The 25,466-nt window shown below is 67.0% G+C and carries 28 protein-coding genes, 2 tRNA genes and 1 pseudogene; 14 read left to right on the top strand and 17 right to left on the bottom strand.

Annotated features, from left to right (window positions below; translation table 11 throughout):
• Positions 1 to 66 precede the first annotated feature (66 nt).
• The gene (locus tag ACBJ59_RS27925) at positions 67 to 498 is read right to left on the bottom strand and encodes a hypothetical protein (RefSeq protein ID WP_375113212.1); all 432 of its coding nucleotides are present in this window, start codon (positions 496 to 498) and stop codon (positions 67 to 69) included.
• 268 nt (positions 499 to 766) lie between these two features.
• On the opposite strand from ACBJ59_RS27925, the gene ACBJ59_RS27920 reads away from it, so the two are divergent.
• Entirely contained in the window at positions 767 to 2,065 is a 1,299-nt protein-coding gene (locus ACBJ59_RS27920; RefSeq protein WP_375113211.1) for a serine hydrolase domain-containing protein, read from the top strand.
• 269 nt (positions 2,066 to 2,334) lie between these two features.
• Here ACBJ59_RS27920 and ACBJ59_RS27915 read toward each other — a convergent pair whose 3' ends face one another.
• Positions 2,335 to 2,760 (bottom strand): hypothetical protein, encoded by a 426-nt coding sequence (locus ACBJ59_RS27915; protein WP_375113210.1) that lies wholly within the window; start codon positions 2,758 to 2,760, stop codon positions 2,335 to 2,337.
• 127 nt (positions 2,761 to 2,887) lie between these two features.
• On the opposite strand from ACBJ59_RS27915, the gene ACBJ59_RS27910 reads away from it, so the two are divergent.
• A complete protein-coding gene (locus tag ACBJ59_RS27910) occupies positions 2,888 to 3,841 on the top strand; it encodes an AraC family transcriptional regulator ligand-binding domain-containing protein (RefSeq protein ID WP_375113209.1) in 954 nt (317 codons plus the stop codon).
• 206 nt (positions 3,842 to 4,047) lie between these two features.
• Here the strand turns inward: ACBJ59_RS27910 and ACBJ59_RS27905 are convergent, their stop codons facing one another.
• Positions 4,048 to 4,560: an NUDIX hydrolase gene (locus tag ACBJ59_RS27905; RefSeq protein WP_375113208.1), complete on the bottom strand. Its 513-nt coding sequence runs from the start codon at positions 4,558 to 4,560 to the stop codon at positions 4,048 to 4,050.
• 531 nt (positions 4,561 to 5,091) lie between these two features.
• Between ACBJ59_RS27905 and ACBJ59_RS27900 the strand changes: the two are divergent.
• Together ACBJ59_RS27900 and ACBJ59_RS27895 are read left to right on the top strand one after the other, a co-directional pair.
• A pseudogene (locus tag ACBJ59_RS27900) lies at positions 5,092 to 5,364 on the top strand (DUF2716 domain-containing protein); the annotation flags it as partial.
• Positions 5,365 to 5,383: 19 nt separating this feature from the next.
• A complete protein-coding gene (locus ACBJ59_RS27895) occupies positions 5,384 to 5,740 on the top strand; it encodes a DUF2716 domain-containing protein (RefSeq protein ID WP_375113497.1) in 357 nt (118 codons plus the stop codon).
• Here ACBJ59_RS27895 and ACBJ59_RS27890 read toward each other — a convergent pair.
• The 3 genes from ACBJ59_RS27890 to ACBJ59_RS27880 all read right to left on the bottom strand — a co-directional run bounded on the left by ACBJ59_RS27890 (position 5,638) and on the right by ACBJ59_RS27880 (position 8,099).
• The gene (locus ACBJ59_RS27890) at positions 5,638 to 5,934 is read right to left on the bottom strand and encodes a hypothetical protein (RefSeq protein ID WP_375113207.1); all 297 of its coding nucleotides are present in this window, start codon (positions 5,932 to 5,934) and stop codon (positions 5,638 to 5,640) included. The two genes, ACBJ59_RS27895 and ACBJ59_RS27890, sit on opposite strands and share 103 nt — an antisense overlap.
• A gap of 212 nt (positions 5,935 to 6,146) precedes the next feature.
• Positions 6,147 to 6,719, bottom strand: a complete 573-nt coding sequence (locus ACBJ59_RS27885; protein ID WP_375113206.1) for a DUF6461 domain-containing protein — start codon at positions 6,717 to 6,719, stop codon at positions 6,147 to 6,149.
• Between the two features lie 567 nt (positions 6,720 to 7,286).
• Positions 7,287 to 8,099 carry a hypothetical protein gene (locus tag ACBJ59_RS27880; protein ID WP_375113205.1) on the bottom strand — a complete coding sequence of 271 codons (813 nt, stop codon included), beginning with the start codon at positions 8,097 to 8,099 and terminating at the stop codon, positions 7,287 to 7,289.
• Positions 8,100 to 8,527: 428 nt separating this feature from the next.
• On the opposite strand from ACBJ59_RS27880, the gene ACBJ59_RS27875 reads away from it, so the two are divergent.
• From ACBJ59_RS27875 to xerC, 3 genes are read left to right on the top strand one after another with little or no spacing between them, the layout of a single operon-like run.
• A complete protein-coding gene (locus ACBJ59_RS27875; protein WP_375113204.1) occupies positions 8,528 to 8,992 on the top strand; it encodes a replication initiator in 465 nt (154 codons plus the stop codon).
• Positions 8,982 to 9,167, top strand: a complete 186-nt coding sequence (locus ACBJ59_RS27870; RefSeq protein WP_375113203.1) for a helix-turn-helix domain-containing protein — start codon at positions 8,982 to 8,984, stop codon at positions 9,165 to 9,167. The genes ACBJ59_RS27875 and ACBJ59_RS27870 overlap by 11 nt, the downstream gene beginning before the upstream one ends.
• Positions 9,164 to 10,300 carry a tyrosine recombinase XerC gene (xerC, locus tag ACBJ59_RS27865; protein ID WP_375113202.1) on the top strand — a complete coding sequence of 379 codons (1,137 nt, stop codon included), beginning with the start codon at positions 9,164 to 9,166 and terminating at the stop codon, positions 10,298 to 10,300. Before ACBJ59_RS27870 ends, xerC begins: the two co-directional genes overlap by 4 nt.
• On the opposite strand, the gene ACBJ59_RS27860 is transcribed toward xerC, so the two are convergent.
• The 8 genes from ACBJ59_RS27860 to galU all read right to left on the bottom strand — a co-directional run bounded on the left by ACBJ59_RS27860 (position 10,294) and on the right by galU (position 15,482).
• Positions 10,294 to 10,752, bottom strand: a complete 459-nt coding sequence (locus ACBJ59_RS27860; protein ID WP_375113201.1) for a hypothetical protein — start codon at positions 10,750 to 10,752, stop codon at positions 10,294 to 10,296. The genes xerC and ACBJ59_RS27860 overlap by 7 nt on opposite strands.
• A 95-nt stretch (positions 10,753 to 10,847) precedes the next feature.
• Positions 10,848 to 10,921, bottom strand: a tRNA-Ala gene (locus tag ACBJ59_RS27855).
• Positions 10,922 to 10,970: 49 nt separating this feature from the next.
• Positions 10,971 to 11,552, bottom strand: a complete 582-nt coding sequence (locus ACBJ59_RS27850) for a hypothetical protein (protein WP_375113200.1) — start codon at positions 11,550 to 11,552, stop codon at positions 10,971 to 10,973.
• Between the two features lie 124 nt (positions 11,553 to 11,676).
• Positions 11,677 to 12,330, bottom strand: a complete 654-nt coding sequence (locus ACBJ59_RS27845) for a GNAT family N-acetyltransferase (RefSeq protein ID WP_375113496.1) — start codon at positions 12,328 to 12,330, stop codon at positions 11,677 to 11,679.
• A gap of 58 nt (positions 12,331 to 12,388) precedes the next feature.
• Positions 12,389 to 12,865, bottom strand: coding sequence for a molybdenum cofactor biosynthesis protein B (locus tag ACBJ59_RS27840; RefSeq protein WP_375113199.1), 477 nt, complete (start codon positions 12,863 to 12,865; stop codon positions 12,389 to 12,391).
• Positions 12,865 to 13,341 (bottom strand): cyclic pyranopterin monophosphate synthase MoaC, encoded by a 477-nt coding sequence (moaC, locus tag ACBJ59_RS27835; protein ID WP_364132679.1) that lies wholly within the window; start codon positions 13,339 to 13,341, stop codon positions 12,865 to 12,867. The genes ACBJ59_RS27840 and moaC overlap by 1 nt, the downstream gene beginning before the upstream one ends.
• Positions 13,342 to 13,405: 64 nt before the next feature.
• Positions 13,406 to 14,593, bottom strand: a complete 1,188-nt coding sequence (gene glp / locus ACBJ59_RS27830; protein ID WP_375113198.1) for a gephyrin-like molybdotransferase Glp — start codon at positions 14,591 to 14,593, stop codon at positions 13,406 to 13,408.
• The gene (galU, locus tag ACBJ59_RS27825; protein WP_364132675.1) at positions 14,580 to 15,482 is read right to left on the bottom strand and encodes a UTP--glucose-1-phosphate uridylyltransferase GalU; all 903 of its coding nucleotides are present in this window, start codon (positions 15,480 to 15,482) and stop codon (positions 14,580 to 14,582) included. The genes glp and galU overlap by 14 nt, the downstream gene beginning before the upstream one ends.
• 24 nt (positions 15,483 to 15,506) lie before the next feature.
• Here galU and ACBJ59_RS27820 point away from each other — a divergent pair, with 24 nt between their 5' ends.
• The 3 genes from ACBJ59_RS27820 (at position 15,507) to ACBJ59_RS27810 (ending at position 17,974) form a co-directional block, all read left to right on the top strand.
• Positions 15,507 to 16,076 (top strand): 5-formyltetrahydrofolate cyclo-ligase, encoded by a 570-nt coding sequence (locus tag ACBJ59_RS27820; RefSeq protein ID WP_375113197.1) that lies wholly within the window; start codon positions 15,507 to 15,509, stop codon positions 16,074 to 16,076.
• 24 nt (positions 16,077 to 16,100) lie between these two features.
• On the top strand, positions 16,101 to 17,606 hold the full coding sequence (locus ACBJ59_RS27815; RefSeq protein WP_375113196.1) for a potassium/proton antiporter: 1,506 nt from the start codon (positions 16,101 to 16,103) through the stop codon (positions 17,604 to 17,606).
• 68 nt (positions 17,607 to 17,674) lie between these two features.
• A complete protein-coding gene (locus tag ACBJ59_RS27810) occupies positions 17,675 to 17,974 on the top strand; it encodes an FmdB family zinc ribbon protein (protein WP_375113195.1) in 300 nt (99 codons plus the stop codon).
• A 449-nt stretch (positions 17,975 to 18,423) separates the two neighbouring features.
• Here the strand turns inward: ACBJ59_RS27810 and ACBJ59_RS27805 are convergent, their stop codons facing one another.
• Positions 18,424 to 20,391, bottom strand: coding sequence for an MFS transporter (locus ACBJ59_RS27805; RefSeq protein ID WP_375113194.1), 1,968 nt, complete (start codon positions 20,389 to 20,391; stop codon positions 18,424 to 18,426).
• 110 nt (positions 20,392 to 20,501) lie between these two features.
• Between ACBJ59_RS27805 and ACBJ59_RS27800 the strand changes: the two genes are divergently transcribed.
• The 3 genes from ACBJ59_RS27800 to mscL are packed head-to-tail and all read left to right on the top strand — an operon-like array spanning position 20,502 to position 22,320.
• Positions 20,502 to 21,308: an S-methyl-5'-thioadenosine phosphorylase gene (locus ACBJ59_RS27800; protein WP_375113193.1), complete on the top strand. Its 807-nt coding sequence runs from the start codon at positions 20,502 to 20,504 to the stop codon at positions 21,306 to 21,308.
• A complete protein-coding gene (locus ACBJ59_RS27795; RefSeq protein ID WP_375113192.1) occupies positions 21,305 to 21,898 on the top strand; it encodes a flagellar biosynthesis protein FlgA in 594 nt (197 codons plus the stop codon). The genes ACBJ59_RS27800 and ACBJ59_RS27795 overlap by 4 nt, the downstream gene beginning before the upstream one ends.
• A gap of 23 nt (positions 21,899 to 21,921) precedes the next feature.
• Positions 21,922 to 22,320 (top strand): large conductance mechanosensitive channel protein MscL, encoded by a 399-nt coding sequence (gene mscL / locus ACBJ59_RS27790; RefSeq protein ID WP_375113191.1) that lies wholly within the window; start codon positions 21,922 to 21,924, stop codon positions 22,318 to 22,320.
• A gap of 6 nt (positions 22,321 to 22,326) precedes the next feature.
• Here the strand turns inward: mscL and ACBJ59_RS27785 are convergent, their stop codons facing one another.
• The gene (locus tag ACBJ59_RS27785) at positions 22,327 to 23,358 is read right to left on the bottom strand and encodes a D-alanyl-D-alanine carboxypeptidase family protein (protein ID WP_375113190.1); all 1,032 of its coding nucleotides are present in this window, start codon (positions 23,356 to 23,358) and stop codon (positions 22,327 to 22,329) included.
• Positions 23,359 to 24,213: 855 nt separating this feature from the next.
• Here ACBJ59_RS27785 and ACBJ59_RS27780 point away from each other — a divergent pair.
• Positions 24,214 to 24,286, top strand: a tRNA-Arg gene (locus tag ACBJ59_RS27780).
• Positions 24,287 to 24,690: 404 nt separating this feature from the next.
• On the opposite strand, the gene ACBJ59_RS27775 is transcribed toward ACBJ59_RS27780, so the two are convergent.
• Positions 24,691 to 25,317: a hypothetical protein gene (locus ACBJ59_RS27775; RefSeq protein ID WP_375113189.1), complete on the bottom strand. Its 627-nt coding sequence runs from the start codon at positions 25,315 to 25,317 to the stop codon at positions 24,691 to 24,693.
• Between the last annotated feature and the right edge of the window lie 149 nt (positions 25,318 to 25,466).

Genomic DNA, 25,466 nt, shown 5'->3' with positions numbered 1-25,466 from the left:
GCACAGGCGGCGCTGTAGGCCGCGGCCAAGGCGAGAAGTTCCGCCTGCTGTGTCGGCTTTGTGGCCTTACGAGGGGAGCCACGACGGCCACCACGGTAGAACGCAATCTCCTGGGGTCCCCACGGTGGCCAGGTCGTACCAAGCCATCGCCGTCGGTCCGGCGACTGACCCGGCAATGGTGACAGCCAGCAGAACGGCACCCGCCCATATGCGTCCGGCCGGCCAGGGCAGCCGGGTCAGCAGATGGAACGACTGTGCGCCAAGCGCCGATAGCACCGAGACGATCGGAAAGATCACGATCCGGCTCAGGGCCCAGAAGGTGCCGGCGAACTTCTCTCCGGAGCTGAGGTCGCCCAGGCAGTAACGCTGCGCGCGAGCCACCAGGTGGATATCGAGGAAGGTTCCGAACGTCGCGCACACAATGGCGATGATCACGGAGAGCCCGCATCCGAACGTCCAGTAGACCTCGCGCGCTTCTGGCCTTCGCCGCTCTGTCACGGCGTCATCAAAGCAGGCGCACATGCGAACGATGCGCAGCCTGTGTGCGGATCCGGTGCAGGGTTCACCCGCGCCTGCCGACAAGCAAGGCAACACGGCACCCAAGGCAACGTCCACACCCCACTGCCCAGCGACCGCCCAGGTCCGGCCACCGGACCTGGGCGAAGGTTCTGGCTGGCGGCGCTTCGGGTCTGCCGCGGTGGCGTGTCAGCGGCCGTATCAGCACGACGACGGCCCGGTATCAGAGCGCTCGGCGATGGTGAATGCCATGAACAGGTCAGCGGCCTCGAAGCTGCGCAACAGGACATACGAAAACAGGATCGTGCCTGCCGGCGACAACAGCGTCCGTACGCGGGTCTTCCGGCGCGTGGGGGCAACGGCGCTGGCGGCCGCGCTGCTGGCCGGTGCGGCCACGACCGGAGTGGCCTCGGCGGACAGCCGGGCCGTGCCGACGGCCGCCGCCGGGCAGGATCGCCCGGAGCTGCGGACGGCCGTCCAGGCGTTCATCGACGCCGGTTTCGCCGGGATGCAGGTCCGCGTGAACGATGAGCAGGGCGAGTGGGTCGGCAGCGCCGGGGTACGCAAGCTGGGCCAGGCCGCGAAGCCGCCGACGAACGGGCGGTTCCCGGTGGGCAGCGTCACCAAGACCTTCGTGGCGACCCTGGTGCTGCAACTGGTGGCCGAGGGCAAGATCGGGCTGGACGAATCGGTGGCCGGCCATCTCCCCGAGCTCGGGCTGGACTCGCGGATCACCGTACGGATGCTGCTGCAGCACACCAGCGGGCTGTTCAACTACGCAGGCGGCGAGGCCTACGACAACGGGACGTACGTGCCGGGGCTCCCCGCCACCGGCCAGGAGTGGCTGGACAACCGGTTCCACAGCTACCGGCCCGAGGAGCTGGTCCGGTTCGCGTTGTCCAAGCCGGCACGTTTCGAGCCCGGGACGGACCAGAACTACTCCAACACCAACTACACGCTGGCCTTGCTGCTGATCGAGAAGGTCACCGGCCGCTCGTACGCCGAGGAGATGCAGCGGCGGATCCTGCGCCCGCTCGGGCTGCGGGGCACCATGGTGCCGGGCGACCGGACGCAGATCCCCGGGCCGCACGCCCACGGCTACTACCGCTACCAGGACGCCGGCCAGTGGAAGGTGGTCGACATCACCCGCCAGAACCTCTCCCTCCTGGCCGGCGCCGGTGACATGATCTCGACCACCCAGGACCTGCACACGTTCATCTCCGCGCTGAACGGCGGCAAGCTCCTCCCGGCGCCGCTGCTGGCCGAGATGCGCAAGCCGCACGGCAAGCTCGGCTACGGCTTCGGGTTGTTCGTGCAGGACCTGGGCCCGAACTGCGGCACTGTCTACCAGCACAACGGCAGCCCCCCGCACGGCTTCGGGGCGCTGATGTACAGCTCTCCTGACGGTAAGAGGACCCTGACCGCCTCGGTGACCTGGGTGGACGAGGCCACAAGGGGACCGGCGAAGGACTTCTCGGCGCTGGCGGACAGGCTCGTCAAGGAGGTGTTCTGCGGCGCTCAGGCCGAGGAGGCCAAGCCGGCTCAGTAGACGGGACCGAGCACGTACACCTCGAGGGTGGACCTCTTGCGGTCGTGCAGCGGGTAGAGCGCGACCGCCCGTCCTCCAGGAGGGCGCCGAGGCAACGGATCGGATCTTCGACCCAGGTCAGTGACCTTGGAGCCAGGATTCCAACACGTTCAGCTCGCGCAGTGGGAAGGCCCGTCCTCTCCACTGCCGGGCGTACTCCTCCTCACACATCTCGAAGAGCAGTCGCCTGACCGAGCGGACCACCGCTCGTACCAGAGGGCTTGTCTCGCTCAGTAGGGCGAACACCTCTCGGCCTGCGTCGGGGACGCTTCGAGATCGAACAGCCCGATGAGCGCCAGGCCGATCGGTACGAGGCCGAGGCCGATCGAGGCCGGCACGCGCCTGATCGTGCGTCCTCCCTCGAAGGCCCGGAAGAAGCCGAGGAAGCCGACCCCGAGCAGCAGTCCGCTGAGGACGAACACGGTGTTCATGTACGGGGCGGTGTCGCCCATGCCCAGTCCGCTGATGGGCTGGGTGAGGTTGGAATACGGCGCGATGTGGTCGCCGCCGATGGTGTACCCATCGCTGATGAAGCTGAGCACGATCCAGGCAACGGTGAACAGAACGGCACCGGCGACCGTGCCCAGCGCGAGCCGGTCCCAGAGGGCGGTTCGCGAAGTGACGGTGGCGGCTGGGGCGGTGTTGTCGGTGGGCATCAGGCTCCTTTCACTCCCCGTGTCGCGATTAAGAAGAGGATCAAGGACAGCGCCCGGAGCTGGATAGGACAAATCACGCCAACCAGGTGGTAAACCGCGCCACGGTGCTGCCAGGCTTAGCCTGTGGATGGGTTCGATCTTGCACTGCTTCCGAGGCTCATCATCAGCGGTTCAGGTCCTTGACCCCGAGCCGATAGCACGGCAGGCCGGCATTCCCGGACGGGCGCTCCGTACCGATCACGCCAGGATCACCGGCGACCGTTATCTGCGAGCGTGGGAGCTCGTCGAGCACGGTGTGGACCATCGCGAGATCGCCCTGATGATCGCCGAACGCTACGTGGTCGGCGCGCTCGGCCTCTACGACTACCTGTTCATCACCGCTCCCACGCTCTGGGACGGCATGGCGGCCACCGGCACGTACATGAACACCATCAGCACGAACTGGCGATTCGAGCCCGCCGAAGAGACCGATCGGGAGTTCTCCTTCACCGTCCATCTCAACACCGGCGAAGGGCGCGGCGCTGACCTGGCGATGCAGTTCTGGATCGCCGGCGCCTTCAGCCGCGCCCGCACGGCCACCGGTCGTCCCGTCAACCCGGTGCAGGTCGCCCTCCGGCAGCCCGCACCCCGACGTCACGACGCGTTCCACGCGTTCTTCCAGACCGACCAGGTGGACTTCGGCGCCCCTGCCGACACCGTCACCATGCGCAAGTCCGACCTGGATCTGCCCCTCCTCGGGGCCGATTCGCTCCTGGCGAGGATCCTGCGATACCAGGCCGAGAGCCTTCCGCCCCTGCCGGTGAGGACCACATGGCTGGACCAGTTCCGCCGGCTACTACGGGACTCGCTGATGACAGGCCCCACCATCGCCGCCGTTGCCGCGCGTCTCGCGACAAGCCCTCGCACCCTGCAGCGGCGGCTCGCCGCCCACGGCACCACCTGGCGCGAAGAACTCGATCGCGTACGGCGATCGGAATACCACCGCATGCGGCCGGCCGGCCTCCACAGCCTCGCGCGGCGTCTCGGCTACTCGGACGCACGCTCACTTTCCCGCGCGAACCGCCGCTGGCAGACCAGATGAGGCAGTGGCCCCGCGCCGACTCGTAGCCGTCCTGGGCGAAGCCGCGTACAGTGCCCGATCACCTCGTACCGCCGCGTCGACTCACCGCGAAGCGGCAGCTGGCCGGAACGGAGTGTCAACCTCGGCTTCGCGTGTACGTTCGCCGGTCACCATTCCTCGATCACGCGCTGTCCTGCGGTCACAGCCGGGCAACATGCTGCCGCCGATCAGCCGGCCGCCGGCTGGCCCTCGTTCCCGAATACCGAATATCGGCGCAACGCCTCTCGCCCACCGGGAACGAAAGACCATCGATCAACGACCTCCCGCAGTTCGAGCTCTGTGAGCCAGGCATGCCACGCGATCTCGGACGGATCTGGAAGCAATGGCTCAGTGATCACGGCCTCGTGCACCCCGAACCAGACAGGGCTGACCCCATCCCGGCACAGGAACTTGAACATGAAACGCACCGGGACGCCGGCGCCCAGCTCCTCGGACAGCTCGCGGGCTGCCGCTTCCTCATACGACTCGCCCACGTCCACGGCACCGCCGACCATCACGTCATAGTGGCCGGGAAAACGAGTGTGCTGCTCCGCTCGGCGCAGCACGAGGATCCGCCGCATCGGATCGCGACAGATCGTCGTCGCGATCCGATGCATCCATCGCCGACGCTCCGCCTCTGCGCGATCCACGACTCCCAGCACGCGGTCCAGTTCATCCACTCGCTCGACCAGCTCGCCCATGCAGGACACGATCGCAGGCACCACCGACAACCTGCTCTACGAGCACCCCAAGCTAGTGATCTGCGTCACATGACCTGCCCGGACACGCAACACGAGCGACGACCCCAGCGCGAACACCCCGACAAAAGCCACCTGCTCGATCGCCACACGAACACAACCGCACACAGCGAGTACGGGCAGAAGCCGCCGCTACACCACCTGCCCCGTCAACGACGTCGCCCGACTCATAGGCCACGAGCAGATCTCGACGACGCCCAACCGCTCACCCACACATCTCAAGACCGCAACAGCAGGGCCCGCGCCGCGTTCGCAGACTTCTCCATGATGACGCTCTCGAAGTCCCAGCCTGAAGACCAACCATCCACCAGGTAGCCCCGAACGCAGAGAAGGCCCGATTCCACGATCTGGAGTCGGACTTTCCGGTTTCAGGCCCGGCTACCACCCCCAGCCCGGCTCGCGCCACTCACCGTAACGGTCATCTCATGACCACCACCGCCTGGAGCAAATCGACCCGGATAGCTACGAAGACCACTGGGCTCCGTTCGACGCGCATTTCACCTTCCGACCACTTCATGGCAGCACGGCGAACCGACCATCAATGAGCCCGTACCGTCGCTGACCATCGACCTGGCTCCGATTTTCGCCAGGAGCCCGCCCGAATTCGCCGCCGCCCAGAACGCCGTCAACGCCCTTGACCTGTTGGCCATGACCCGCGCCTTTCCCAAGTCACAGCGCCTGCTGCTGCTCGACTGGCAGCACCCATGCTGGTGGTTCTGGCCCCACCGCCAAACCCTCCACGACACCCCAGAGCCGGCCCGTCGAGATCTTCCCCAACGGCGACTACTACGTCTTCCTGTCCGAAGACAGGACCAACGGCACCTTCGGCCACCCCTGGGAGCAGACCCTCTGCATCTTCGGCACCAGCCTGATCCCCGAGCTGGCGCGGCCAAGCCGATCGGAAGTTCCCCATCGAGCTGCTGGCGGCGGTTGGAGCCGCCCCTGTCCCTCAACTCCTGTGGTCGGTCGTGCCCGGTGTGACCGCGAGCACTCCGGTCCCCCGTACCTTCGTCTCGCACGTCAAGGTGAACGGGCTGACACCGTACGCGGCGGCGATCTCGGGCGCACGACGCGGCCGTGCTCGGCCACCAGCCACGCCGAGCCGTTCCCCGGCGCACCGTAGTAGTGGGCCTGGGCTCCTCCCTGGCGGGCGCTCAGTGCCTCGCACGATCTGAGCACGTCCTCGTGACGCCCGCCGTCACAGGGATCGCACCAGGCCCCGATGACCAGGGTCCAGCCGTCCACCTCGGGTGTGACGAAAACCCGCGACAGGTGACGGCGGTCGTCCGGGTCGCCGTACCCGTCGGCGCCGATCACTTCTCGAGCCCCCGGCGAACGTCATCGGCTCAGAGGAGGAGAGGCCCAAGACGTCCATGACACCCGCCTGGTCACCGGTCGGGACCGCGATCCAGTAGTTCCAGCACGTCGACACCAGCTCAGGCCGATCCTTCACCTCTGCCATCACTTCCGTGGACACGCCCCGCTCTGAGCTCTTGCTTCAAGATGGAGAAGCTCGCTGCCGGCCAACGTTACGGCTTGGCCGGTTCTGGGACGACGCCCCACATCAGCGTGGAGCCCTTCAGCAGCTGCTCCGTCACCCTGATCCCGGTCAGGCGCTCGACAAGCAGGAAAGCAGGCCCTTCGTAGAACTGGTGAAACGACGGGTAGAGCCTGTCGATCTCCGCCATCGTGCCCACGAGTTCATCCGGTATCTCCGTTCGATATCCGTCATCACTCCCGAAGGCGAACCGGATCTCGCCATCCTCGCACCAGTAGAAGTCCTCTATGCCCTTGACGCCGAGTGCGGCCTGGGAGACGAGGCTGGTGCCCTCGGAGAGTTCAGTGATCACGTCTTCGCGGGTGCCGAGCCAGGCAGGATCGAAAACGAACGTCCAATCACCGATGGAGGTGACGCCGATCGACTCCCCCAGGTCTGGATAGTCATCCGGGTCATCGGGGAAGGGACCCGGCGTGAAGTCCTCCCATCGACCGCCGAGGCGGGAAACCACCTGTTCAGGCGTGGCACGGATGTAGATGAAGCTGTAGCACTCCTCGGCGTATTCGCCGCAGAGCCAAGAGACATCGAGGGGCTGCATGGTCATGTCGTCATGCTGCCAGCCGCCACCGACAAGCACAGACCCTGATCGCCACGAGACGATGGGGCTTGGGTGTAACGCAACGTGACGTCCCCTGGCCAGCATGAACAGGATTCCGGTATCAGTAATCCAATGGGAGCTGACGGGCCTGCCTGAATCGCCCCGGCCTCACGCCCTTCGTGGCCGATGGTGACCACAGCCCACCCATGCTCTGGAGCGCCATAGGAGAACTCGATCCTCGACATGGCGGTCATCGTCGCACTCAGAACCGATAGTCACTCAATCACGAAAAAGGCCACTTCCCGCGACTGGGAAGTGGCCTTTGACCTGGGTGGAGATGAGGGGATTCGAACCCCTGACCCCTTCGATGCGAAGCCACATGATCGCGGTCCTTATCAAGCTCCTTAGCCGGACTGAGCTGTGTAAACAGTCCGGCGAGATCCGTTGGCGTCCGCACTTATACGCCCCGGTTGTCACGCAGTTGGTCACTCAGCAGCATGGTGGTCAAACGACTGCACAGCCGCAGATCGGGCTAGTGCCAGAAGCTTCCAATCTCCCAATCACCCGACCCGATCACATGAGCTCGTGGATGCTCTGAGGAGATGGTCGGTAGGGAGAGCGGGTAACGATGAATGATGGCTTGCCGCGCATACTCCAAGTGAGCGCGTCCGGGTCATCCTTGGGCCTCGGCTCAAACGCCCAGTCATATACACCTATCCGGATCTCCCATCCACTAGGCGGACTGTGGCGGTCCTCTGCCGCGTAGTTCACTCCATCGCCTTCTTGAGCAGCCCACACGCGCAGGGAGGTCGCAGGGCCGCGGGACCAAAGCTCATCCAAATCGTTCCCGGCCCACAGCTCTCGCCAACGTTCGGTCCACGCACCGATAGTCGTTTCGATAATGACGGCCCCGCCAGGCGGCACTCGCACTCCACGATGATCGCCGATGGGCTCGGGAAGAGGATCGGGCCATAGCGGAGTAGATCCGCCTACACATGACCACGAATCGTCCACGACGATGGTGCGCGTGTCCTCATTAACGAGGATGCCTCGGACAGGAGCTTCGAGCCAGTTCCCCTGGAAATCCGCCTGATTGGCGAACTCAAATACGTACTGGTCGCAGATCTCCTTTCCGAGGTAGGTGATCCTCCACCCCGGGGAGCGCTCCAAGCTGACGTAGACCTTTACACGTCCGGAGTCGGCTTCGGTTCGCGCCTGCTGAACGGCCGCAAGCTCATCGGCGTCCACACTTCGAGCAGCTGCATGGGCGGAGTCGGCAGCAGCCTTGGCCGAACGCACCGCAGCGATCGCGGATCGACGCGCATATAACAAGGAAGCTACCGCGATGATGGCAGCAATCATCGCGATCACATCGGAGGAGGCCACGTGTTCAATCGTAGGAGCGCCAAGCCTGCCGGAACCGCTCATTGCAATAATGTGCCGCTATTTCGGGAAGAACCGTTTGATTGCCAAGGCGCCGCTCGCCAGCAACTGGCCTCCGCCGAAGCGCAACGGCTCTGGGCCGTGCTGCTCCTAGGCGAGACGTGGTAGGTCCCGCCCCCCCGTGCGGCCAGCACTCATCTACAGGCCCTGATCACCTCGTACGCCGTCGACTCACCGCGTAGCGGCAGCGGGCCGGGGACGGAGTGTCAAGCTCGGCTTCGCGTGTACGTTCGCCGGTCGCCGTTCCTCGATCATGCGTTGTCCTGCGGTCAGAGCCGGGCTTGATACGGAGGAGTCGGTCTGCTGGGCTTGCCTGAGTCGATGGTGTGCGAGGTGATCAGCCCCCCAGCCACACATCTACGTTCAGGGCCGTGTGGCGATACGACGGCAAGATGACCGAGGAGAAGGTCGCGGGCTACATCGCCAAGTACGCCACCAAGGCCGCCGAAACCTCGGGCACTCTCGACCGGCCACTCACCCACGCCACCATCCACCAGCTCGCCCGCCTCGGCATCGCCGACCATCCGGCCCGCCTGATCCGCACCGCCTGGGCGCTCGGCAACCCGACGACGCATCCGGACCTCGCCCACCTACGCCTGCGCGACTGGGCTCACATGCTCGGCTTCCGGGGCCACTTCTCGACCAAGAGCCGCGCCTACTCCACCACCCTCGGCGATCTCCGCCAGGCCCGCATCGACTGGACCCGCGCACGACTGCCGTACGAACCCGAAACGACCTTCGTCCTCGGCCACTGGCAGTACGCCGGGCAGGGCTTCACACCCGGCGAACAAGCCCTCGCCGCCACTCTCACCGAAGGAGATGACCATGGCCGATGACACCCAGCTCTACCGCGTCCCCGACGCCATGGCCAAGCTCCGGATGAGCCGCAGCGTCATCTACGAACAGCTCCGCTCCGGCCGCCTCCGCTCGGTCAAGCAGGGCCGCTGCCGCCTCATCCCCGTCAGCGCGCTGGCCGAGTACATCGCCCTCCTGCAGCGGGAGGCCTCATGACCAAGCGCCGCAGCCGCGGGGACGGCGGCCTGCACTGGGACGAGACCCGGCAACGCTGGATCGCATCCGTCACGGTCGGCTACACGCCAGCCGGAAAGCGGATCGTCAAGAAGGCCAGCGGCAAGACCAAGACCGCCGCCAAGGAAAAGCTCAAGCAGATCATCCGCGACTACGATGACGGCCTCATGGTTTCCGCGACCGGCTACACCGTGGCGGACGCCGTACAGAACTGGCTGGACTTCGGCCTCAGCGGGCGAGACGCCGCGACGGTGGAGAAGTGCAAGATCCTCGCGAACAAGCACATCATCTCCGGCCTCGGCGCTCGCAAGCTGGTGGACCTGTCGGCGGACGACGTTGACCGCTGGCTGGCCGACAAGTCCAAGGACCTCAGCACCCGAACCCTGCGCGAGCTGCGCTCCATCCTCGTCCGCTCGATCTCACGCGCTCAGGCCCGCGACAAGGTGAAACGCAACGTCGTGCTCCTCTGTGAGATCCCGAAGGGCAAGGGCGGCCGCCCATCCAAGTCGCTGACCCTCGCCCAGGCCGAGGCCGTTCTCAAGGCATCGGAGGGTACAGCCCTGCACGCGTACGTGGTCCTGTCGCTGCTTCTCGGTGCTCGCACGGAGGAACTCCGCGCGCTCACCTGGTCACACGTCAACATGGACAGCACCCCGCCGTCGATCATGGTCTGGCGCTCCGTCCGTGAAGGAGGCGACACCAAGACCAAGAAGTCTCGCCGCACCCTGGCCGTGCCAAGGCGCTGCGTGGATGCCCTCAAGCTCCACCGTGAACGCCAGGAGGTAGCCAAGAAGGCGGCAGGCGACCGCTGGCAGGACAACGACCTCGTGTTCGCCTCCAAGGTCGGCACAGAGCTCGACGCGCACAACGTCCGCCGCTCGTTTCGGGCCGTCCTCAAGAAGGCCGGCCTCAACCCGAACGACTGGACGCCTCGCGAGATGCGGCACAGCTTCGTTTCACTGCTCTCCGACTCCGGCATGCCGATCGAGGCCATCTCACGCCTGGTCGGCCACCGCAACACCACCGTCACCGAGACCGTCTACCGCAAGCAGCTCCGCCCCGTCCTCCTGGAGGGAGCCGAGGCGATGGATCGGATCTTCGACCCAGGTCAGTGATCTTTGAGCCAGGATTCCAGCACGTTCAGCTCGCGCAGTGGGAAGGCTTGTCCTCTCCACTGCCGGGCGTACTCATCCTCGCCCACCTCGAAGGGCAGTCGCCTGACCGATCGGACTACCGCTCGCACCAGAGGGCTTACCGCACTCAGTAGCGCGAACACCTCTCGCCCCGCATCGTCCGGTTCCGGCCTCATCCCATCCCGGAACTCGAGAATGCGGACCCGGACCCCATCGTCCTCATGCGTGAATATCCATCGGTACCCGGTGGGCTCGCCATCCCAGGAAAAGCGGGCGTCGTCTCCTTGAGTGACCCGCACCAGGCTGTACAGGAGGTCTCGGAGAGCATCGGTCACATACGACACGACCATCCGGGCCTCACGCCCTTCATGGGCGATGGTGACCACAGCCCACCCATGCTTCGGCGCTCCGTACGAGAACTCGATCCTCGACATGGTCGTCATCGTCGCAGAACCGATAGTCACTCACTTAGTCACCCGGCAACGCCAAAGGCCGCTTCCAACGCTCTGGAAGCGGCCTTTGACCTGGGTGGAGATGAGGGGATTCGAACCCCTGACCCCTTCGATGCGAACGAAGTGCGCTACCGGACTGCGCTACATCCCCAAGGACTCGACCAGATTAGCAAACTCCGGGGAGTCCTCGCGCCACCCTTTCAGTCCCCCACCGCCCGCTTGGGCGGTTCGGCGTACTGGTCGAACAGGACGTCCTGGTGCAGCGCGGCCAGATCGATGATCTCGGCCTCCGCCTCCGCCGCGACCCGCCGCTGCTCACGTAGCCGCCGCAGGCGCTCAGCGCGCGCCTGGCGGGCGCGTTCGCGGCGTTCCCTGTCCACCTGTACGGCGATCCGCAGGAACGCCATGTAGGCCAGCATGATGACCACCGAGGGCACCACGCCCCACCACGGGATCATCTCGACCGCGGCCGTCACCACGGAGGCGATCACGAGGAGGGCGGTGAAGAAGAGCAGGCGGCGCCGGCGGGCGACGATGATGGCGCGGCGCCGGAAGCGGAACTGGCGGACGTCCACCTTCTCGATCTCGGCGACCGGAGCGCCGTCGTCCTCGTCGGCATCGGGGGCGAGGTTGTCGAGATCGGGCAGTTGGTGCTCGCCGGTGTAATACTCTTCGAGCTCGGCCAGCTCGGCGAGGTTCGTCTTGTCCCTGCGCAGCCACATCGGGATCAGGACGCAAAGCCACATCAGAACGATGGCCATGTAGAGGAAGGCGGGGCTCACGACCACCTCCGGGCAGCACGAAGACGCGGGTGTGCTCGTCGCGCCTTCAATGTGCTCACGTCACGCACCGTAAGACCGCGTGTCACTGATTGACGAGCATTCGGTGCGGTGTGTCGCGAGATCGTCAAACCTCTTCGACGGGAGACCCACCGTGAGCGGCTGACTCACGAGCGCGACGCCATTGCACGAGCAGCCCGCCAGGAACGTCCTCGACGGTCAGCGCGTAGCAGATGTGGTCGCGCCAGGCTCCGTCGATGTGGAGTTGGCGACGCCGAATGCCTTCTTCCCTGAAACCGAGCTTCTCAACCACTCTACGGCTGGCTTGGTTCTCGGGGCGGATGTTCGCTTCGAGCCGATGCAATCCGGTGGTGAAAAAGCAATGGTCGACAGCCATGGCGAGCGCGGTGGGGGTGATGCCCTTGCCCGCCAGTGCCCCGTCGATCCAGTAGCCGACCTGGGCAGAACGGGCAGACCCCCACACGATTGCGCCCACCGTCAACTGCCCGGCGAAACGGCCGTCGTACGTCACCACCCACGGCAGCGCGAGCCCCTGCCTGGCCTCGCGGCGTAGGGTGCCGACCATGGAGATGTAGGGCCCGAGCCCGGTCCTGAACAGGGGTGTCTCGGGGTTGCTGGGCTCCCAGGGACGTAGCCAGTCGGCGTTGCGCAGCCGAGTCTCGCGCCATACGCGTACGTCGCTCAGCCGCAGCGGCCGGAGGCCTACCGAGCCTTCGTTCAGGGTCGCCGGCCAGCCACGAAGTCGATCCACATCTCTCATCATCCCCCTATCGGGCACGATGTCGCCACGGATCAGGGAGCAGTGCTCCGAGTCGAGGTCAGCGCGGGTGATCGCCGCCCCGGATCTGATCGACCGCGTGCCGCAGGATCGGAGCGAGTACGGCAACGCCATCTCGCACACCACCGGACGATCCCGGCAAATTTACGATCAAGGTGTCACCCGCCTGTCCCGCCAAACCTCTGGACAGTACGGAAGTAGGCACCTTTTCCCGATTCGCCAGCCGGATGGCCTCCGCGATACCGGGAATTTCCCGAGAAATTACCCGGGCCGTCATCTCCGGCGTCAGGTCCATGGGCGTCAACCCGGTCCCCCCGGTGGTGACGATGACGTCGAAGCCGGCCGCCACGCCCTCCCGGAGCGCACCCTCGACCGCCTCGCCATCGGGCACCACCACGGGCCCCTCGACCTCGCACCCGGCATCCTGCCGCAACAAGTCGGCCAGCAGCGGCCCGGATTTATCCTCATAAATCCCGGCCGAAGCCCGGTTCGACACCGTGATCACCAGTGCGCGCATCACGCCTCGTCCCGCGTCCACCGGCCGGTCTTGCCGCCCAGCTTCTCCTCCACCCGCACATCGGTGATCACCGCGCCCGGATCCACCGCCTTGACCATGTCGATCAGCGCCAGCGCCGCCACCGAGACCGCGGTCAGCGCCTCCATCTCCACCCCGGTACGGTCGGCCGTCTTCACCCGGCACGTGATCGCCACGCCCCAGTCCTCGACGTCGAGCGTGACCTTCACCCCGTGCAACGCGATCGGATGGCAGAGCGGGATCAGGTCGGGCGTACGTTTCGCCCCCATGATCCCCGCGATCCGCGCCACCCCCAGCGCGTCACCCTTGGGCACCTCCCCCGACCGGAGCAGCGTCACCACCTCGGCCGACAGCAGCACCCGGCCGGTGGCCGTGGCGGTGCGCGCCGAGACGTCCTTGGCCGACACGTCGACCATGCGGGCGGCACCGGTCTCGTCGATATGCGTGAGCTCGCTCATGGCTCCATCATCCCGGGCGCGCCCCGAGCCCCATGCCGCGAGCCCGCACCCCCACCACCGGAGCTCACAGCCGGATCACCTCCACGGCGGCCCCGCCCGCCACCTCGGTCACGTCCTCGGGCACCACGATGAGGGCGTTCGCCGAGGCCAGGGCGGCGAGCTGGTGAGAGCCCTGCCCGTGTGCCGGCGACACCGTGCCGTCGGCGGCCAGCACGCCCCGCAGGTATGACCGACGCCCGAACGGCGAGCGCAGCGGCGCGGTGACCCGCGCGGTGACCGCCGCCGGCATGCCGGCGGGCAGCCCGCGCATCTTGTCCAGCGCCGGGCGTACGAACAGCATGAACGACACGAAAGAGGACACCGGATTGCCGGGAAGGGCGAAGATCGGCACCTGGTCCTCCCCCAGCACGCCGAACCCCTGCGGCATCCCCGGCTGCATCGCCACCTTCTCGAAGCGGACCGTCCCCAGCGGCGACAGAGCCTCCTTGACCGGCTCGTACGCCCCCATCGACACCCCACCGCTGGTGATGATCGCATCGGCCCGCACCAGGTGCGTGTCCAGCCGGTCGAGCAGCACGCCCGGATCGTCCCCGACGGACCCGGCGCGGAACCCCTCGGCCCCCGCCTCGCGCACAGCGGCCGTCAGGGTGTAGCTGTTGGAATCCCAGATCTGCCCGCGCTCCAGTGTCCCGCCCGGCTCGACCAGCTCGGCGCCGGTGGAGATGACGACGACCCGGGGTCGCGGCCGCGCCCAGACGCGCCGCCGCCCGACCCCGGCGATGATCCCGAGCTGTGCGGGACCGATCAGGGTGCCCGCCTTGAGCACGATCTCGCCGGCCTGCACGTCCTCCCCGGCCCGCCGGATCGCGTTGCCGGGCTCGGCGCGGCGGTCGATGCGTACGGAGACCGTGCCGCCGTCCGTCCACTCGACCGGCACCACGGAGTCGGCCCCGGCGGGCATGGGGGCGCCGGTCATGATGCGTACGGCATGCCCCGGCCCCACGGCCCGCAGCTCCACGGACCCGGCCGCCACGTCGTCGATCACCGGCAACGTGACCGGAATTTCCGACACGTCCTCGGCCCGCACCGCGTACCCGTCCATGGCCGAGTTGTCGAACGGCGGCAGCGGCACCGGCGACGACACGTCCTCGGCCAGCGTCGCTCCGAGAGTCTGCTCCAACTCCAGCTCAAGGGGGGCCAGCGGACGTACAGTGGCCAGGATCTCGGCCAGATGCGCGTCAACTGATTTCATCAAGGAACTCCCGCAGCCACGGCACGAACTCCGGCGCCAGATCTTCGCGATCTGCCGCAAATTTCACCACGGTCCGCAAATAGTCCAACTTGTCGCCCGTGTCGTACCGGCGGCCCCTGAACAGCACGCCGTGCACCGGCCCGCCGTCCTCGGAGCTGCGCGACGCGAGCGTACGGAGCGCGTCGGTGAGCTGGATCTCGTTGCCCCGCCCCGGCGGCGTCTTCTCCAGCACCTCGAACACGGCCGGGTCGATGACGTAGCGCCCGATGATCGCCCAGTTGGACGGCGCCTCGTCGGCCGGCGGCTTCTCGACGAGGTCGGTCACGCGGACGACGTCGTCCTCGGAGGTCGGCTCGATGGTCGCCACGCCGTACAGCGAGACCTGCTCCTTGGGGACCTCCATCAGCGCGATCACGCTCCCGCCGAACGTGGCACGCACCTCGATCATGCGTTTGAGCAGCTGGTCACGGTGGTCGATCAGGTCGTCGCCGAGCAGGCAGGCGAAAGGATGGTCACCGACGTGGTGCTTGGCGCAGAGCACCGCGTGGCCGAGCCCCTTCGGCTCGCCCTGCCGTACGTAGTGCAGGGTCGCCAGCGACGCGGGCTCGCGAACCTGGGACAACCGCTGCTCGTCGCCCTTGGCCTCGAGGGCCTCCTCCAGCTCGAACGCCCGATCAAAATGATCCTCGATTGACCGTTTGTTCTTGCCGGTGACCATGAGCACGTCGAGGAGCCCAGCGGAGGCTGCCTCCTCGACGACATACTGGATCGCGGGCTTGTCGACGATGGGCAACATCTCTTTCGGTGTCGCCTTGGTCGCCGGAAGGAACCGGGTGCCCAGACCCGCGGCGGGCACGACGGCTTTCGTCACAGGGTCGAAGTCAGCCATGAGTAGACCCTAGTGGAGGGACCTGTGGACAAGTTGAACCTGCGCCGTGAGGTGAACGCGGCGCGCACCAACCTCTCCCCCGAACAACTGCGGGCAAACTCCATCAAGGTCCGCGAAACTCTGCTCGAACAACCCTGGGTGCAGATGGCCGGCCTGGTGGCCTGCTACTGGTCAACGGGGTCGGAGCCGGATACGCACGGTCTCGTGTTCGCTCTCTGGAAACATGGAGCCACAGTCATCCTGCCCGTTCTGCGGGAGGACAATGACCTGGATTGGGCGGTGTACGACGGCCCGGACACGCTCGCCCCGGGGCGCTACGGGATCATGGAGCCGGTCGACACCCGGCGCGGCGTGGACGCCGTACGCACGGCCGCCCTCGTGATCGTGCCCGCCCTGGCGGTGGACCGGGCGACGGGGGTACGCCTCGGGCGCGGCGGCGGATCGTACGACCGGGCCCTGTCCCGCGTCGGCCCGAACGTCCCGACGGTGGCGTTGCTGCACGACGGCGAACTCATCGACGGAGTCCCCCGCGAGCCGCATGACCGGCAGGTCCGCTATGCGATGACGCCTTCGGGACTCACTAGTCTTATGTGAACGCAGATACGAGAGGGGAGCCAGATGACGCTTGATGTCTGGCTCCTCCTCGGTGGCGCGATCGTCATCGCGGCCATCGCGTCCGTACGCATCGCCCATCGCAGCGGTCTGCCCAGCCTTCTGGTGTTCCTTGGCTTCGGACTGGCTCTGGGGCCTTCCGGGGTCGGGATCCCTTTCGAGAGCCCGCAGGTGGCCCAGCAGATCGGCCTGTCGGCGCTCGCGGTGATCCTGGCCGAGGGTGGTCTGACCACGAACTGGTCCCATGTGCGGCGTTCCGTCCCCATGGCCATGGTGATGGCGACCGTGGGCGTGGCGGTCAGCATCGTCGTGGTGGCGCTGACCGTACAGGGACTTCTCGGCATAGACGGGAGGACGGCGCTGATCCTCGGCGCGGTGCTGGCCTCCACGGACGCCGCCGCCGTCTTCTCCGTGCTGCGGAGACTGCCGCTGCCGCCACGCCTGGCCGGGGTGCTGGAGGCGGAGTCGGGCTTCAACGACGCCCCGACGGTCATCGCCGTGGTGCTGCTCAGCGGGGCCTCGCACTCGCAGGCGGCGCTGGGAACGTTCCTGCTGGAGACCTCGGTCGAGCTGGTCATCGGCGCGGCGGTCGGCCTCGCGATCGGCCCCGCGGGCGCGTACGCCCTGCGCCGCGTCGCCCTGCCCGCCTCCGGCCTCTATCCCATCGCGGTGCTCGCGCTGACGTTCGTCTCGTACGGCGGCGCGGTGCTGCTGCACGGTTCGGGCTTCCTGGCCGTCTACCTGACGGCACTCATCCTGGGCAATTCACGCCTTCCGCACCGGGCGGCGACCAGAGGCTTCGCGGAGGGCGCGGCGTGGCTGGCGCAGATCGGGCTGTTCGTCATGCTCGGGATGCTGGCCGACGTCGACGAGATGCCGTCGGCCATCATCCCCGGCCTGATCACCGGCACGATCCTGGTCCTCCTGGCCCGCCCGCTCTCGGTCCTGGTCAGCTCCCTGCTGACGTGGGGGCTGCGGCTGGGGCGGGTGGACTGGCGTGACCAGGCGTTCCTGTCGTGGGCCGGCCTGCGCGGCGCGATCCCGATCGTCCTGGCGACCATTCCATGGGCGGCCGGCGTCGAGGGCTCCAAGGACGTCTTCAACCAGGTCTTCGTGATCGTCATCGTGTTCACCCTGCTCCAGGGGCCGACGCTGCCGTTCGCGGCGCGGGTGCTGGGGGTGATCGCGCCGGGCGAGGCACACGACCTGGAGGTGGAGTCGGCGCCCCTGGAGGAGCTCAAGGCCGACCTGCTGCAGGTCAAGATCCCGATGGGCTCGCGCCTGCACGGTGTGGAGGTCTTCGAGCTCCGGCTGCCCGCCGGCGCCGCGGTGACCCTTGTCGTACGCGAGGGCAAATCCTTCGTCCCCGCCACCACCACCCGGCTCCGGGCCGACGACCAGCTTCTGGTGGTCACCACCGCCTCCTGCCGCGACCAGGTGGAACGCCGCCTGCGCGCCGTGAGCCGCAGCGGGAAGCTGGCCGGCTGGTACGGAGAGCGGGGGTTGGAATAGGTGTTTGACCCTATCGGTTACCATTAGCAGTCGCATCGCTCGAGTGCCAAAGTTTGAAGGAGGAGCGCGTGCCGACCTACCAGTACGCCTGCAACGACTGCGGTGAGCAGCTCGAGGCCGTCCAGAAGTTCACCGACGATGCGTTGACGGTCTGCCCGAACTGCCAGGGCAACCTGCGGAAGGTGTTCTCCGCCGTCGGCATCGTGTTCAAGGGCTCCGGCTTCTACCGGACGGACAACCGCTCGTCGTCCTCGACGGCCGCCGCTTCCTCGTCGACCCCGTCCTCGTCGAAGTCGGGCGAGAGCAAGTCGTCGGACTCGAGCTCGTCGTCCACGACCACCCCCGCCCCGGCCGCCGCGTCCAACTGACCCACCGTGCGCGGGCTCGCGTACGGATGTCACGCGGCCGCCCGGCATGGGCCAGTACGGTCTCGCCCTCGGCGCTGCTGGGCACCAGCAGCTGGGCGCCGAGCCGGCATTCCTCACGCGCTGAGCAGACCCGTCCGTGGCCGGCAATGCGGAGGTACCGGCAGGTCGTCCGCCTTCAGCCGGCCGGGCTCGCACGAAAACGGCGAGCCCAGCACCTACGGCTCGACGCTCGGCGAAGCGACAGGGCAGCCAGCTACGGCTCAACCGGCCTCGTCAGGCGATCTGCTTTCGACGGACGGACTCGCATGGAAACCGCGGACCCCGCCAAACCGGCACGCCGCCCATCTGCCGCCGCCACGGGCTTCGCATCCACGGGGGCAGCCTTCACCGTGTGGGGACGGCTTTCAGCATGCGCCCGCCTCCTCACCCACGATCAACGGGCCGTGCCATTACCGAGGCCGATCGACCGGATCCCCCAGGAGCTCCGGCGCCATCCGATCGACGAGCCGTTCGAGCTGCGGATCCGGCCCCCAGTCCGCCACCAGCCGCCGCAACCCCTCCCGTGAGCACCGCAGCAACCGTACGGCCGCCTCATCCCCCGCCGGCGTGAGCCGCAGGGCATCGCCGTCATCCGACCGCCGCACCAGCCCCGCCGCCACGAGCTGATCAACGTACGGCCGCCCCTGCTCCCTGCTCACCTTCGCCCGCTCGGCCAGCGCCTCGGCCTGCACCCACCCCTCCCCGCCCAACCTGGCGACGACCCACACCCCTTGCGGCGGGATCCCGCTCAACCCGGCCAACGCCCCCAGCCGGTCGTAATAGCCCCGACGCAGATCCGCGTCAGCCAGCCGTACGAGCCCTCTCTCCACCTCGGCCAGCGAAGACCGCTCCGCAGAGGTGGCCCCCAGCCCCTCCCCGAGATCCGCCGCCTTCGTCGTCTCCCTGAGCCGGGCCTGCGGTATGAACCAGCTGAGCAGGAACGCCCCCAGCATCACAGGGCCGGCCACCCGGAACACGGCCGCGATCGAATCGGCGTAAACGTGCAGGAACTCCAGCGCAAGCCCCCGCGGCAACCGCTGGACGACGGTCGGATCCTCCTGAACACTCGCCGGATCGAACCCCGGGGGCAGCCGCGCACCCCGCAGCACCTCCCGCAGATCATCGCTCAACGTGGCCGAGAACACCGCCCCCAACGTCGCCACCCCGAACGACCCCCCGATCGACCGGAAGAACGTGGCCCCCGACGTGGCCACACCGAGATCCTTGAAGTCGACCGCGTTCTGCACCACGATCACGAGCACCTGCATGGTCATCCCCAGCCCGATCCCGAGCACCAGCAGGTATACGCCCATCGTGAACAGGCTGCTCCGCTCGTCCATCGTGGAAAGCAGGAACATCCCCACACTCGCGAACGCCGTCCCCCCGATGGGCAAATACCGATATTTCCCGGTCTTGGCGATGATCTGGCCGCTCACGACCGACATGGTCAACATCCCCGCCATCATCGGCAGCAGGTAGACCCCCGACAGGGTCGGGCTGACACCATGCACCACCTGCAAGAAGAGCGGCAGATAGGTGAGCGCCCCGAACATCCCGAACCCCACCACGAACCCCACCACCGACGACATCGCGAACGCCCTGACCCCGAAGAGCCCGAGCGGCAACACCGGCTCGGCCGCCCGCCGCTCGACGGCCACCCAGCCGGCCAGCAGGGCCAGCGCAGCCCCCGCCAGCCCCAGAATGACCGGATCGCTCCACCCGTACGTCGTCCCGCCCCAGGTCGTGAGCAGCACAAGACAGGACGTCGCCCCGCCGAGCAGCACGACGCCCGCGTAGTCGATCGCGTGCTTGGTCCTTGTGTCGTCCCTCGGCAGCACCGCCGCGATCACGAACAGCGCGACGACCCCCAGCGGCAGGTTGATGTAGAAGACCCAGTGCCACGACAGGTGATCGACGAACAGCCCGCCCAGCAACGGCCCTACGATGCTGGAAACAGCGAAGACCCCGCCGAAGAACCCCTGGTATTTCCCCCTCTCCCGAGCCGAGACCACGTCACCCACGATCGCCTGGGCCAGCACCATCAGCCCGCCCCCGCCGAGCCCCTGGACAGCCCGGAAGGCGATGAGCTCCACCATGTTCTGACTCAGCCCGCAAAGCGCCGACCCGACCAGAAAGATGCAGATGGCGCTGACGAACAGCTTCTTGCGCCCGTACTGATCGCCCAGCTTCCCCCAGAGCGGCGTCGAGACCGTCGAGGCCAGCAGATAGCCGGTCACGACCCAGGACAGATGCTCCAGCCCGCCGAGGTCGCCCACGATCGTCGGCAGGGCCGTGGACACGATCGTCTGGTCGAGCGCAGCCAGCAGCATGCCGAGCATGAGCGCGACGATGATGAGTCCGAGGCCTTGTTGCCGCATGCGGCGATCCTACTCTTCGTACTGGTGTACCAACTCTGCGCAATCGAGTTATCCACAGAACGCCGTTCTGGTCGTCCTCGCCTCCCGCCGATCCGGCTACTCTCTGCGCCATGGTCACTCGCGCAGACATCGGCGTCATCGGCGGTTCGGGCTTCTACTCCCTGCTCGACGACGCGGAGGAGATCCTGCTCGCCACGCCCTACGGCCCCCCGAGCGATGTCGTCACGGTCGGACGCATCGGCTCGCGGTCCGTGGCGTTCCTCCCCAGACACGGGCGAGATCACCGCTTCCCGCCACACCGCATCCCCTATCGTGCCAACCTCTGGGCGCTGCGCATGCTCGGCGTCCGCCAGGTGCTCGCGCCCAGCGCCGTGGGTTCGCTGAGAGCCGAGTACGGCCCCGGCGCCCTGGTCATCCCCGACCAGCTCGTAGATCGCACTTCTGGCCGCGTCCAGACCTATTACGACATCGACGGTGCCGTCCATGTCTCCTTCGCCGACCCCTACTGCCCCTCTGGCCGGTCCACAGCCGTGCGGACCGCGCGCGCAGGCGGCTGGGAAACGGTCGACGGCGGCACGCTGGTGGTCATCGAGGGGCCGCGCTTCTCGACGCGCGCGGAGTCGCAGTGGTACGCGGGCAACGGCTGGTCGATCGTGGGCATGACCGGCTTCCCCGAGGCGATCCTGGCCCGCGAGCTGGCCCTGTGCTACACGTCCGTCTCCCTCGTGACCGACCACGACGCCGGCGTGGAGGCCGGCCAGGGCGTCACCCACGACGAGGTCCTCGAGTTCTTCGCGCAAAACGTCGCCCGCATGCGCACCCTGGTGTCCGAGACCGTCCAGTCCCTCCCCGAGGAACGCACCTGCCCCTGCGGCTCGGCCCTCGACGGCATCAAGCTCCCCTTCGAGCTACCGTGATCCGGTCCTGGCTGATTCGCTACGGCCGTCGCCGCCGCCTCATCGCGGCGGCGCTCGCCGCCATCTCTGTCACGTCCGCCTTCATCGCCACCCGCCCGGCCACCTCCGCCACCACGGTCCTGGCCGCCGCCCGCGACCTGCCTCCCGGCCCCCTCCACCCCCAAGACTTCCACCCGGTCGCCCTCAACCATCCGCCCGCAGGAGCCGTCCACACCATCACAGCAGGCCAAACCCTGGCCACCCCCATGCGCCGGGGCGAGCCCTTGACCGATGTCCGCTTACTGGCCACCTACCCCCTCCCGCCCGGCCTGGTCGCCACCCCCGTACGCATAGCCGACGCGGCCACGGCCACCCTGATCTCCCCCGGCTCGACGATCACGCTCCTGGCCTCCTACCGAGAAGGCGGCCCAGCCCGCCAGCTGGCCCCCGACACCACGGTGCTGACCATCCCCCGCCCGAAAGGCGTGGCATCAGCCGGGGAAGACGGCGCCCTGATCGTCCTGGCCACCACCCCGTCCCAAGCAGCCGACCTGGCAGCCGCCCAAACCCACGCCCGCCTTTCGATCACCATCAAACCTAACTCTTGGTAATCATTCGGCTACGATCTCTTGGCATGAACGGATTCAAGAAGTTCCTCATGCAGGGCAACGTCATCGACCTGGCCGTGGCGGTGGTCATCGGTGCGGCCTTCAACTCGATCGTCCAGTCGTTCGTGGCCGACCTCCTCACCCCGCTGATCTCGGCGTTCGGCGGCCTGCCCGACTTCTCCTCGCTCAAGGTCACGATCGGCCAGTCCAACTTCATGTACGGCAACTTCCTCAACGCGGTCATCTCGTTCCTGATGGTCGCCGCGGTGATCTACTTCATGGTGGTGAAGCCGTACACGCATCTCAAGACCCGCTCCGCCGCCAAGGTCGAGTCGAAGACCCGCGAATGCCCCGAATGCCTGTCGGAGATCCCCAAGGCCGCCTCCCGCTGCGCCTTCTGCAGCGCCGAAGTGGCCCAGGTCTAGAGAGGATCAGAGCAGAGAATCGATCTTGGGGTCATACTCCCAGTGCCACGGCTCGAACGGGCTGCTGTAGGCCCACGACGGGTGGAACCACCCGTACCTCTTGGAGTTCTTCTCCATCCACACGAACTCCGCGGACCCGGACCTCTCCACCCCGCCACACAGGTCCACAGCCAGCCCGAGCCCGTGGTTGCTCCGCCCCGGCACCGCCGCGAACCCCGGCCGCCGATAGTAGATCGACTGCTGCTCGGCAAGATTCCGGTACGCGTCCGTCACGCACATGGACTTGCCGAACCGCTGCCGATAAGCCTCGTTCAGGCTCACGAAGGCGATGGTGGCGTCGGCCCGGAGACTGAACCCCTTCTGCTGCAGGGGGCAGAGCATGCCCTTGGGGATCAGCCCGTTGGGATAGTCACCGGCCGTGGCCGCCCGCAGCGGGTTGCACCCCAGCGCCGCCCGTCCCACCTTGTCAATCTTGATCCCCAGCTTCACGAGCGCCGCGGTCAAGGACTTCACGATTTTGTCCGACCGCTGCCGCAACGTATCGACCTCGGCCGCGAGCTGTGCCTCCGCGAGCAGGTTGCCGGCCCGAAGCTCCTGCGCCTCACCCGCGAGCCGCTCGGCCTCTTTGTGCAGCGCGCTGGTCTGCTCGACGGCCTGCTGCCGTGCGGCCACGATCAGGTTCGCGTCCGACAGGGCCCGCAAGGTCTTTTCGTCCGCGCTCCCGGACAGGAACGGAATGACACCACCGGCCACGAGCGGCTGCTCGTACAGCAACTCGGCCATCTGCGACACGGGCTGCCGCATGACGGCCAGCCGCTGCTCGAGCTCCTGCAACGCGGTCAGCTTGGTCTTGAGCTCCTTCTCGGAGGCCGCGATCTCGGCTCGCCGCTTCTCCAGCGCCTTGGTGGCTTCCTCGAGTTCCTTGGCCGACTGCTCGGCCTCTTTCCGCAACTCGGTCAGATTGGACGGATCATTCCGCCGCTCCAGCACCCGCTGGGCCTCCTGAGCCTGCGCCGGGGACACCGCCCCAACAGGCACGAAGAGAGAAGCCACCGCCATGACGACCGCGATCAGACCCGCTGATCGAGGGGCTGGCACGTTCGACTCCTCCGTTTGCAATCTCGTTACCCGGGTCAGGCACGCACGTTACTACAGCCCCCCGAGTGCCCGGACCGAACTCCGAAGAGCTGTTATGAGACAAATAGCCCACTTTGCACACCCCACACGCACAGCAACACCCCCACACCCATCCATAGCGCTTCTACCGAGAGGTACGCCCACACACCGCCCCCGGGTTCAGATCCCCGGCACCCAACTCCCCCGGGCCGCCTCCTGCTCCCGATCCCGGCACAACTCCCACAACCAGGTGTCCACCCACTCCCCCGGGCACCCAGCCTGAGTCCGCGCAGGCGCCGGCGTAACAGGCTCCTCAACCTCCGCCTCAACCTCGGGCTCCGGATCACCCTCCCCAGAAGCCACCTCCCGCCCCCGATCAGGCAGGGCCTCCCTCACAGGCGCAGGCACAACCCCCTCGTACCACCGATCAGGCCGAGCCGGCGCAGGCACCAACACCGGCGCGAACGCCACCTCCATCACCCCGCCACCCCTCGCAGCGGCCCCCTCCACCTCGAACCCACGTATCTCCCCCGCCAGCAACCCTCCAGCGAGAATCGCCGGCGCCAGCAACGCCCCGAACAACACAACGGGCCGCCGACGGGCTTGCGTGCTTCGCCTCCTGGTCACAGGCAGACGCTATCCACGCACGACGAACAAGAATCTGATCACTTGTCAGGCCTTTACCGCAGCTCAGAGCACCCATAACCAACCCAGCCAAACTGATCGCCGCCCGACGTCCCACGCAGTGCCAGACTTTCGCTAGGCTTACGAGAGTCCGCCTCCGTAGCTCAGGGGATAGAGCACCGCTCTCCTAAAGCGGGTGCCGCAGGTTCGAATCCTGCCGGGGGCACTCACCTAGATCGGCATTTCAGGCCCCTGACCTGCGGTTTCATGGCCGCAGGTCTTTCGTTTCGTGACCCTGGTAGGCAACGGACGGTGCTCACATGCAGCCGTAAGACCATGATCAGGGGATATACACGGGATGATCTTGCAGGCATTCCCCCAGGTCAGGCCCTTATTCTGGGCCATCCGGGTGTCGGCACCCGCTATGATCGCCAAGACACCGGGAAGCTTCGGCCGTTGATCATGCCAAATACGTGCGTAACTCCGGCTTGACGCGCACGCCCACCTACCTACACGGACCGCTGGCGTCAGCAGAAAGCAATGGTTGCCAACACCCAACCGGCCGCGCTCAGCCCGGACGAGAGCCACTGGCCCTGAACTCCGCTTGGAGGCGCACAAAGCCTGAGCACGTCACTCGGAGGCGGCCGACCAGCCAACGTCTTCGAAGGCCTGCTTCACCCAGCGCCGTACGACGGGGAATCTGGCCAGATAGGACTCGTTCACGATCGGTTCGTTGAGGCAACTGAGGAAGCCGAGGACCTTGGCACGATAAACGGGTGAGAGGCGGTCGCGATCGGCGGCGAGTTGCCGCAGGATCCTCGCCAGATAGGCGTTGCGGCTCGCTGTGTCGCCGTCGTCGCGGCTGCGGAGGATGACTAGGAGGCAGTCCCCGTACGCCTGCTGGAGATCGTCGCTCCCGGCGGGACGGCTGGAGGCGAGCCACACTCTGGTGATGGCGTTCGTGGCGGACAGCGCCCGGTCCGGAGAGAGAACGCCGAATGCGCTCGTGGCCTCCACGTCGTCCGGATCCGAGCCGTCGTTACCGTCCAATTCGCGGGTGATCGCCTCCAGAGCGTGCCAGGCGATGTCCTCCGCCAGGTCGCAGGTGAAGTGACTCTCCCGGAGGAGGTGCAGGGTCTGGACCGCATGCCAGCCCTCCCATTCCCTGCTGATGGCGTGCGTCGACCCGTAGAAGGTCCAGTAAGGGTCGAGTTCGGGAACGCTCCAGCCTTGCTCCGGCGCCATGTCGATGGACACGTCGCGATCGTTCCTGTACCAGCCTCGGGTATTCACCGCTGAAGCGCTTTGAAGATCGGTAGATGCAAGGAAGGTGCCTCCGACCTGCGATGATCGGATTGCCTAGATCACGAAATCGCAGAGAACGGATGCACCTTCAGGGTGAACGG

Origin of the sequence: Nonomuraea sp. MTCD27 (genome assembly GCF_041950495.1) — a bacterium.
GTDB lineage: Bacteria > Actinomycetota > Actinomycetes > Streptosporangiales > Streptosporangiaceae > Nonomuraea.
Note: the sequence above shows the minus strand (reverse complement) of the source record. Positions and strands in the feature narration are given on the sequence as shown.

Excerpts from the sequence above, each read along its gene's own strand:
- ACBJ59_RS27805 (WP_375113194.1), bottom strand. The coding sequence starts at position 20,391 with ATGCGGCAACAAGGCCTCGGACTCATCATCGTCGCGCTCATGCTCGGC.
- glp (WP_375113198.1), bottom strand. The coding sequence starts at position 14,593 with ATGAAATCAGTTGACGCGCATCTGGCCGAGATCCTGGCCACTGTACGT.
- xerC (WP_375113202.1), top strand. The coding sequence starts at position 9,164 with ATGACCAAGCGCCGCAGCCGCGGGGACGGCGGCCTGCACTGGGACGAG.
- ACBJ59_RS27885 (WP_375113206.1), bottom strand. The coding sequence starts at position 6,719 with ATGACCATGCAGCCCCTCGATGTCTCTTGGCTCTGCGGCGAATACGCC.
- moaC (WP_364132679.1), bottom strand. The coding sequence starts at position 13,341 with ATGAGCGAGCTCACGCATATCGACGAGACCGGTGCCGCCCGCATGGTC.
- ACBJ59_RS27920 (WP_375113211.1), top strand. The coding sequence starts at position 767 with ATGAACAGGTCAGCGGCCTCGAAGCTGCGCAACAGGACATACGAAAAC.
- ACBJ59_RS27840 (WP_375113199.1), bottom strand. The coding sequence starts at position 12,865 with ATGCGCGCACTGGTGATCACGGTGTCGAACCGGGCTTCGGCCGGGATT.
- mscL (WP_375113191.1), top strand. The coding sequence starts at position 21,922 with ATGAACGGATTCAAGAAGTTCCTCATGCAGGGCAACGTCATCGACCTG.
- ACBJ59_RS27800 (WP_375113193.1), top strand. The coding sequence starts at position 20,502 with ATGGTCACTCGCGCAGACATCGGCGTCATCGGCGGTTCGGGCTTCTAC.
- ACBJ59_RS27860 (WP_375113201.1), bottom strand. The coding sequence starts at position 10,752 with ATGTCGAGGATCGAGTTCTCGTACGGAGCGCCGAAGCATGGGTGGGCT.
- galU (WP_364132675.1), bottom strand. The coding sequence starts at position 15,482 with ATGGCTGACTTCGACCCTGTGACGAAAGCCGTCGTGCCCGCCGCGGGT.
- ACBJ59_RS27910 (WP_375113209.1), top strand. The coding sequence starts at position 2,888 with ATGGGTTCGATCTTGCACTGCTTCCGAGGCTCATCATCAGCGGTTCAG.
- ACBJ59_RS27845 (WP_375113496.1), bottom strand. The coding sequence starts at position 12,330 with ATGAGAGATGTGGATCGACTTCGTGGCTGGCCGGCGACCCTGAACGAA.
- ACBJ59_RS27815 (WP_375113196.1), top strand. The coding sequence starts at position 16,101 with ATGACGCTTGATGTCTGGCTCCTCCTCGGTGGCGCGATCGTCATCGCG.
- ACBJ59_RS27870 (WP_375113203.1), top strand. The coding sequence starts at position 8,982 with ATGGCCGATGACACCCAGCTCTACCGCGTCCCCGACGCCATGGCCAAG.
- ACBJ59_RS27905 (WP_375113208.1), bottom strand. The coding sequence starts at position 4,560 with ATGGGCGAGCTGGTCGAGCGAGTGGATGAACTGGACCGCGTGCTGGGA.
- ACBJ59_RS27915 (WP_375113210.1), bottom strand. The coding sequence starts at position 2,760 with ATGCCCACCGACAACACCGCCCCAGCCGCCACCGTCACTTCGCGAACC.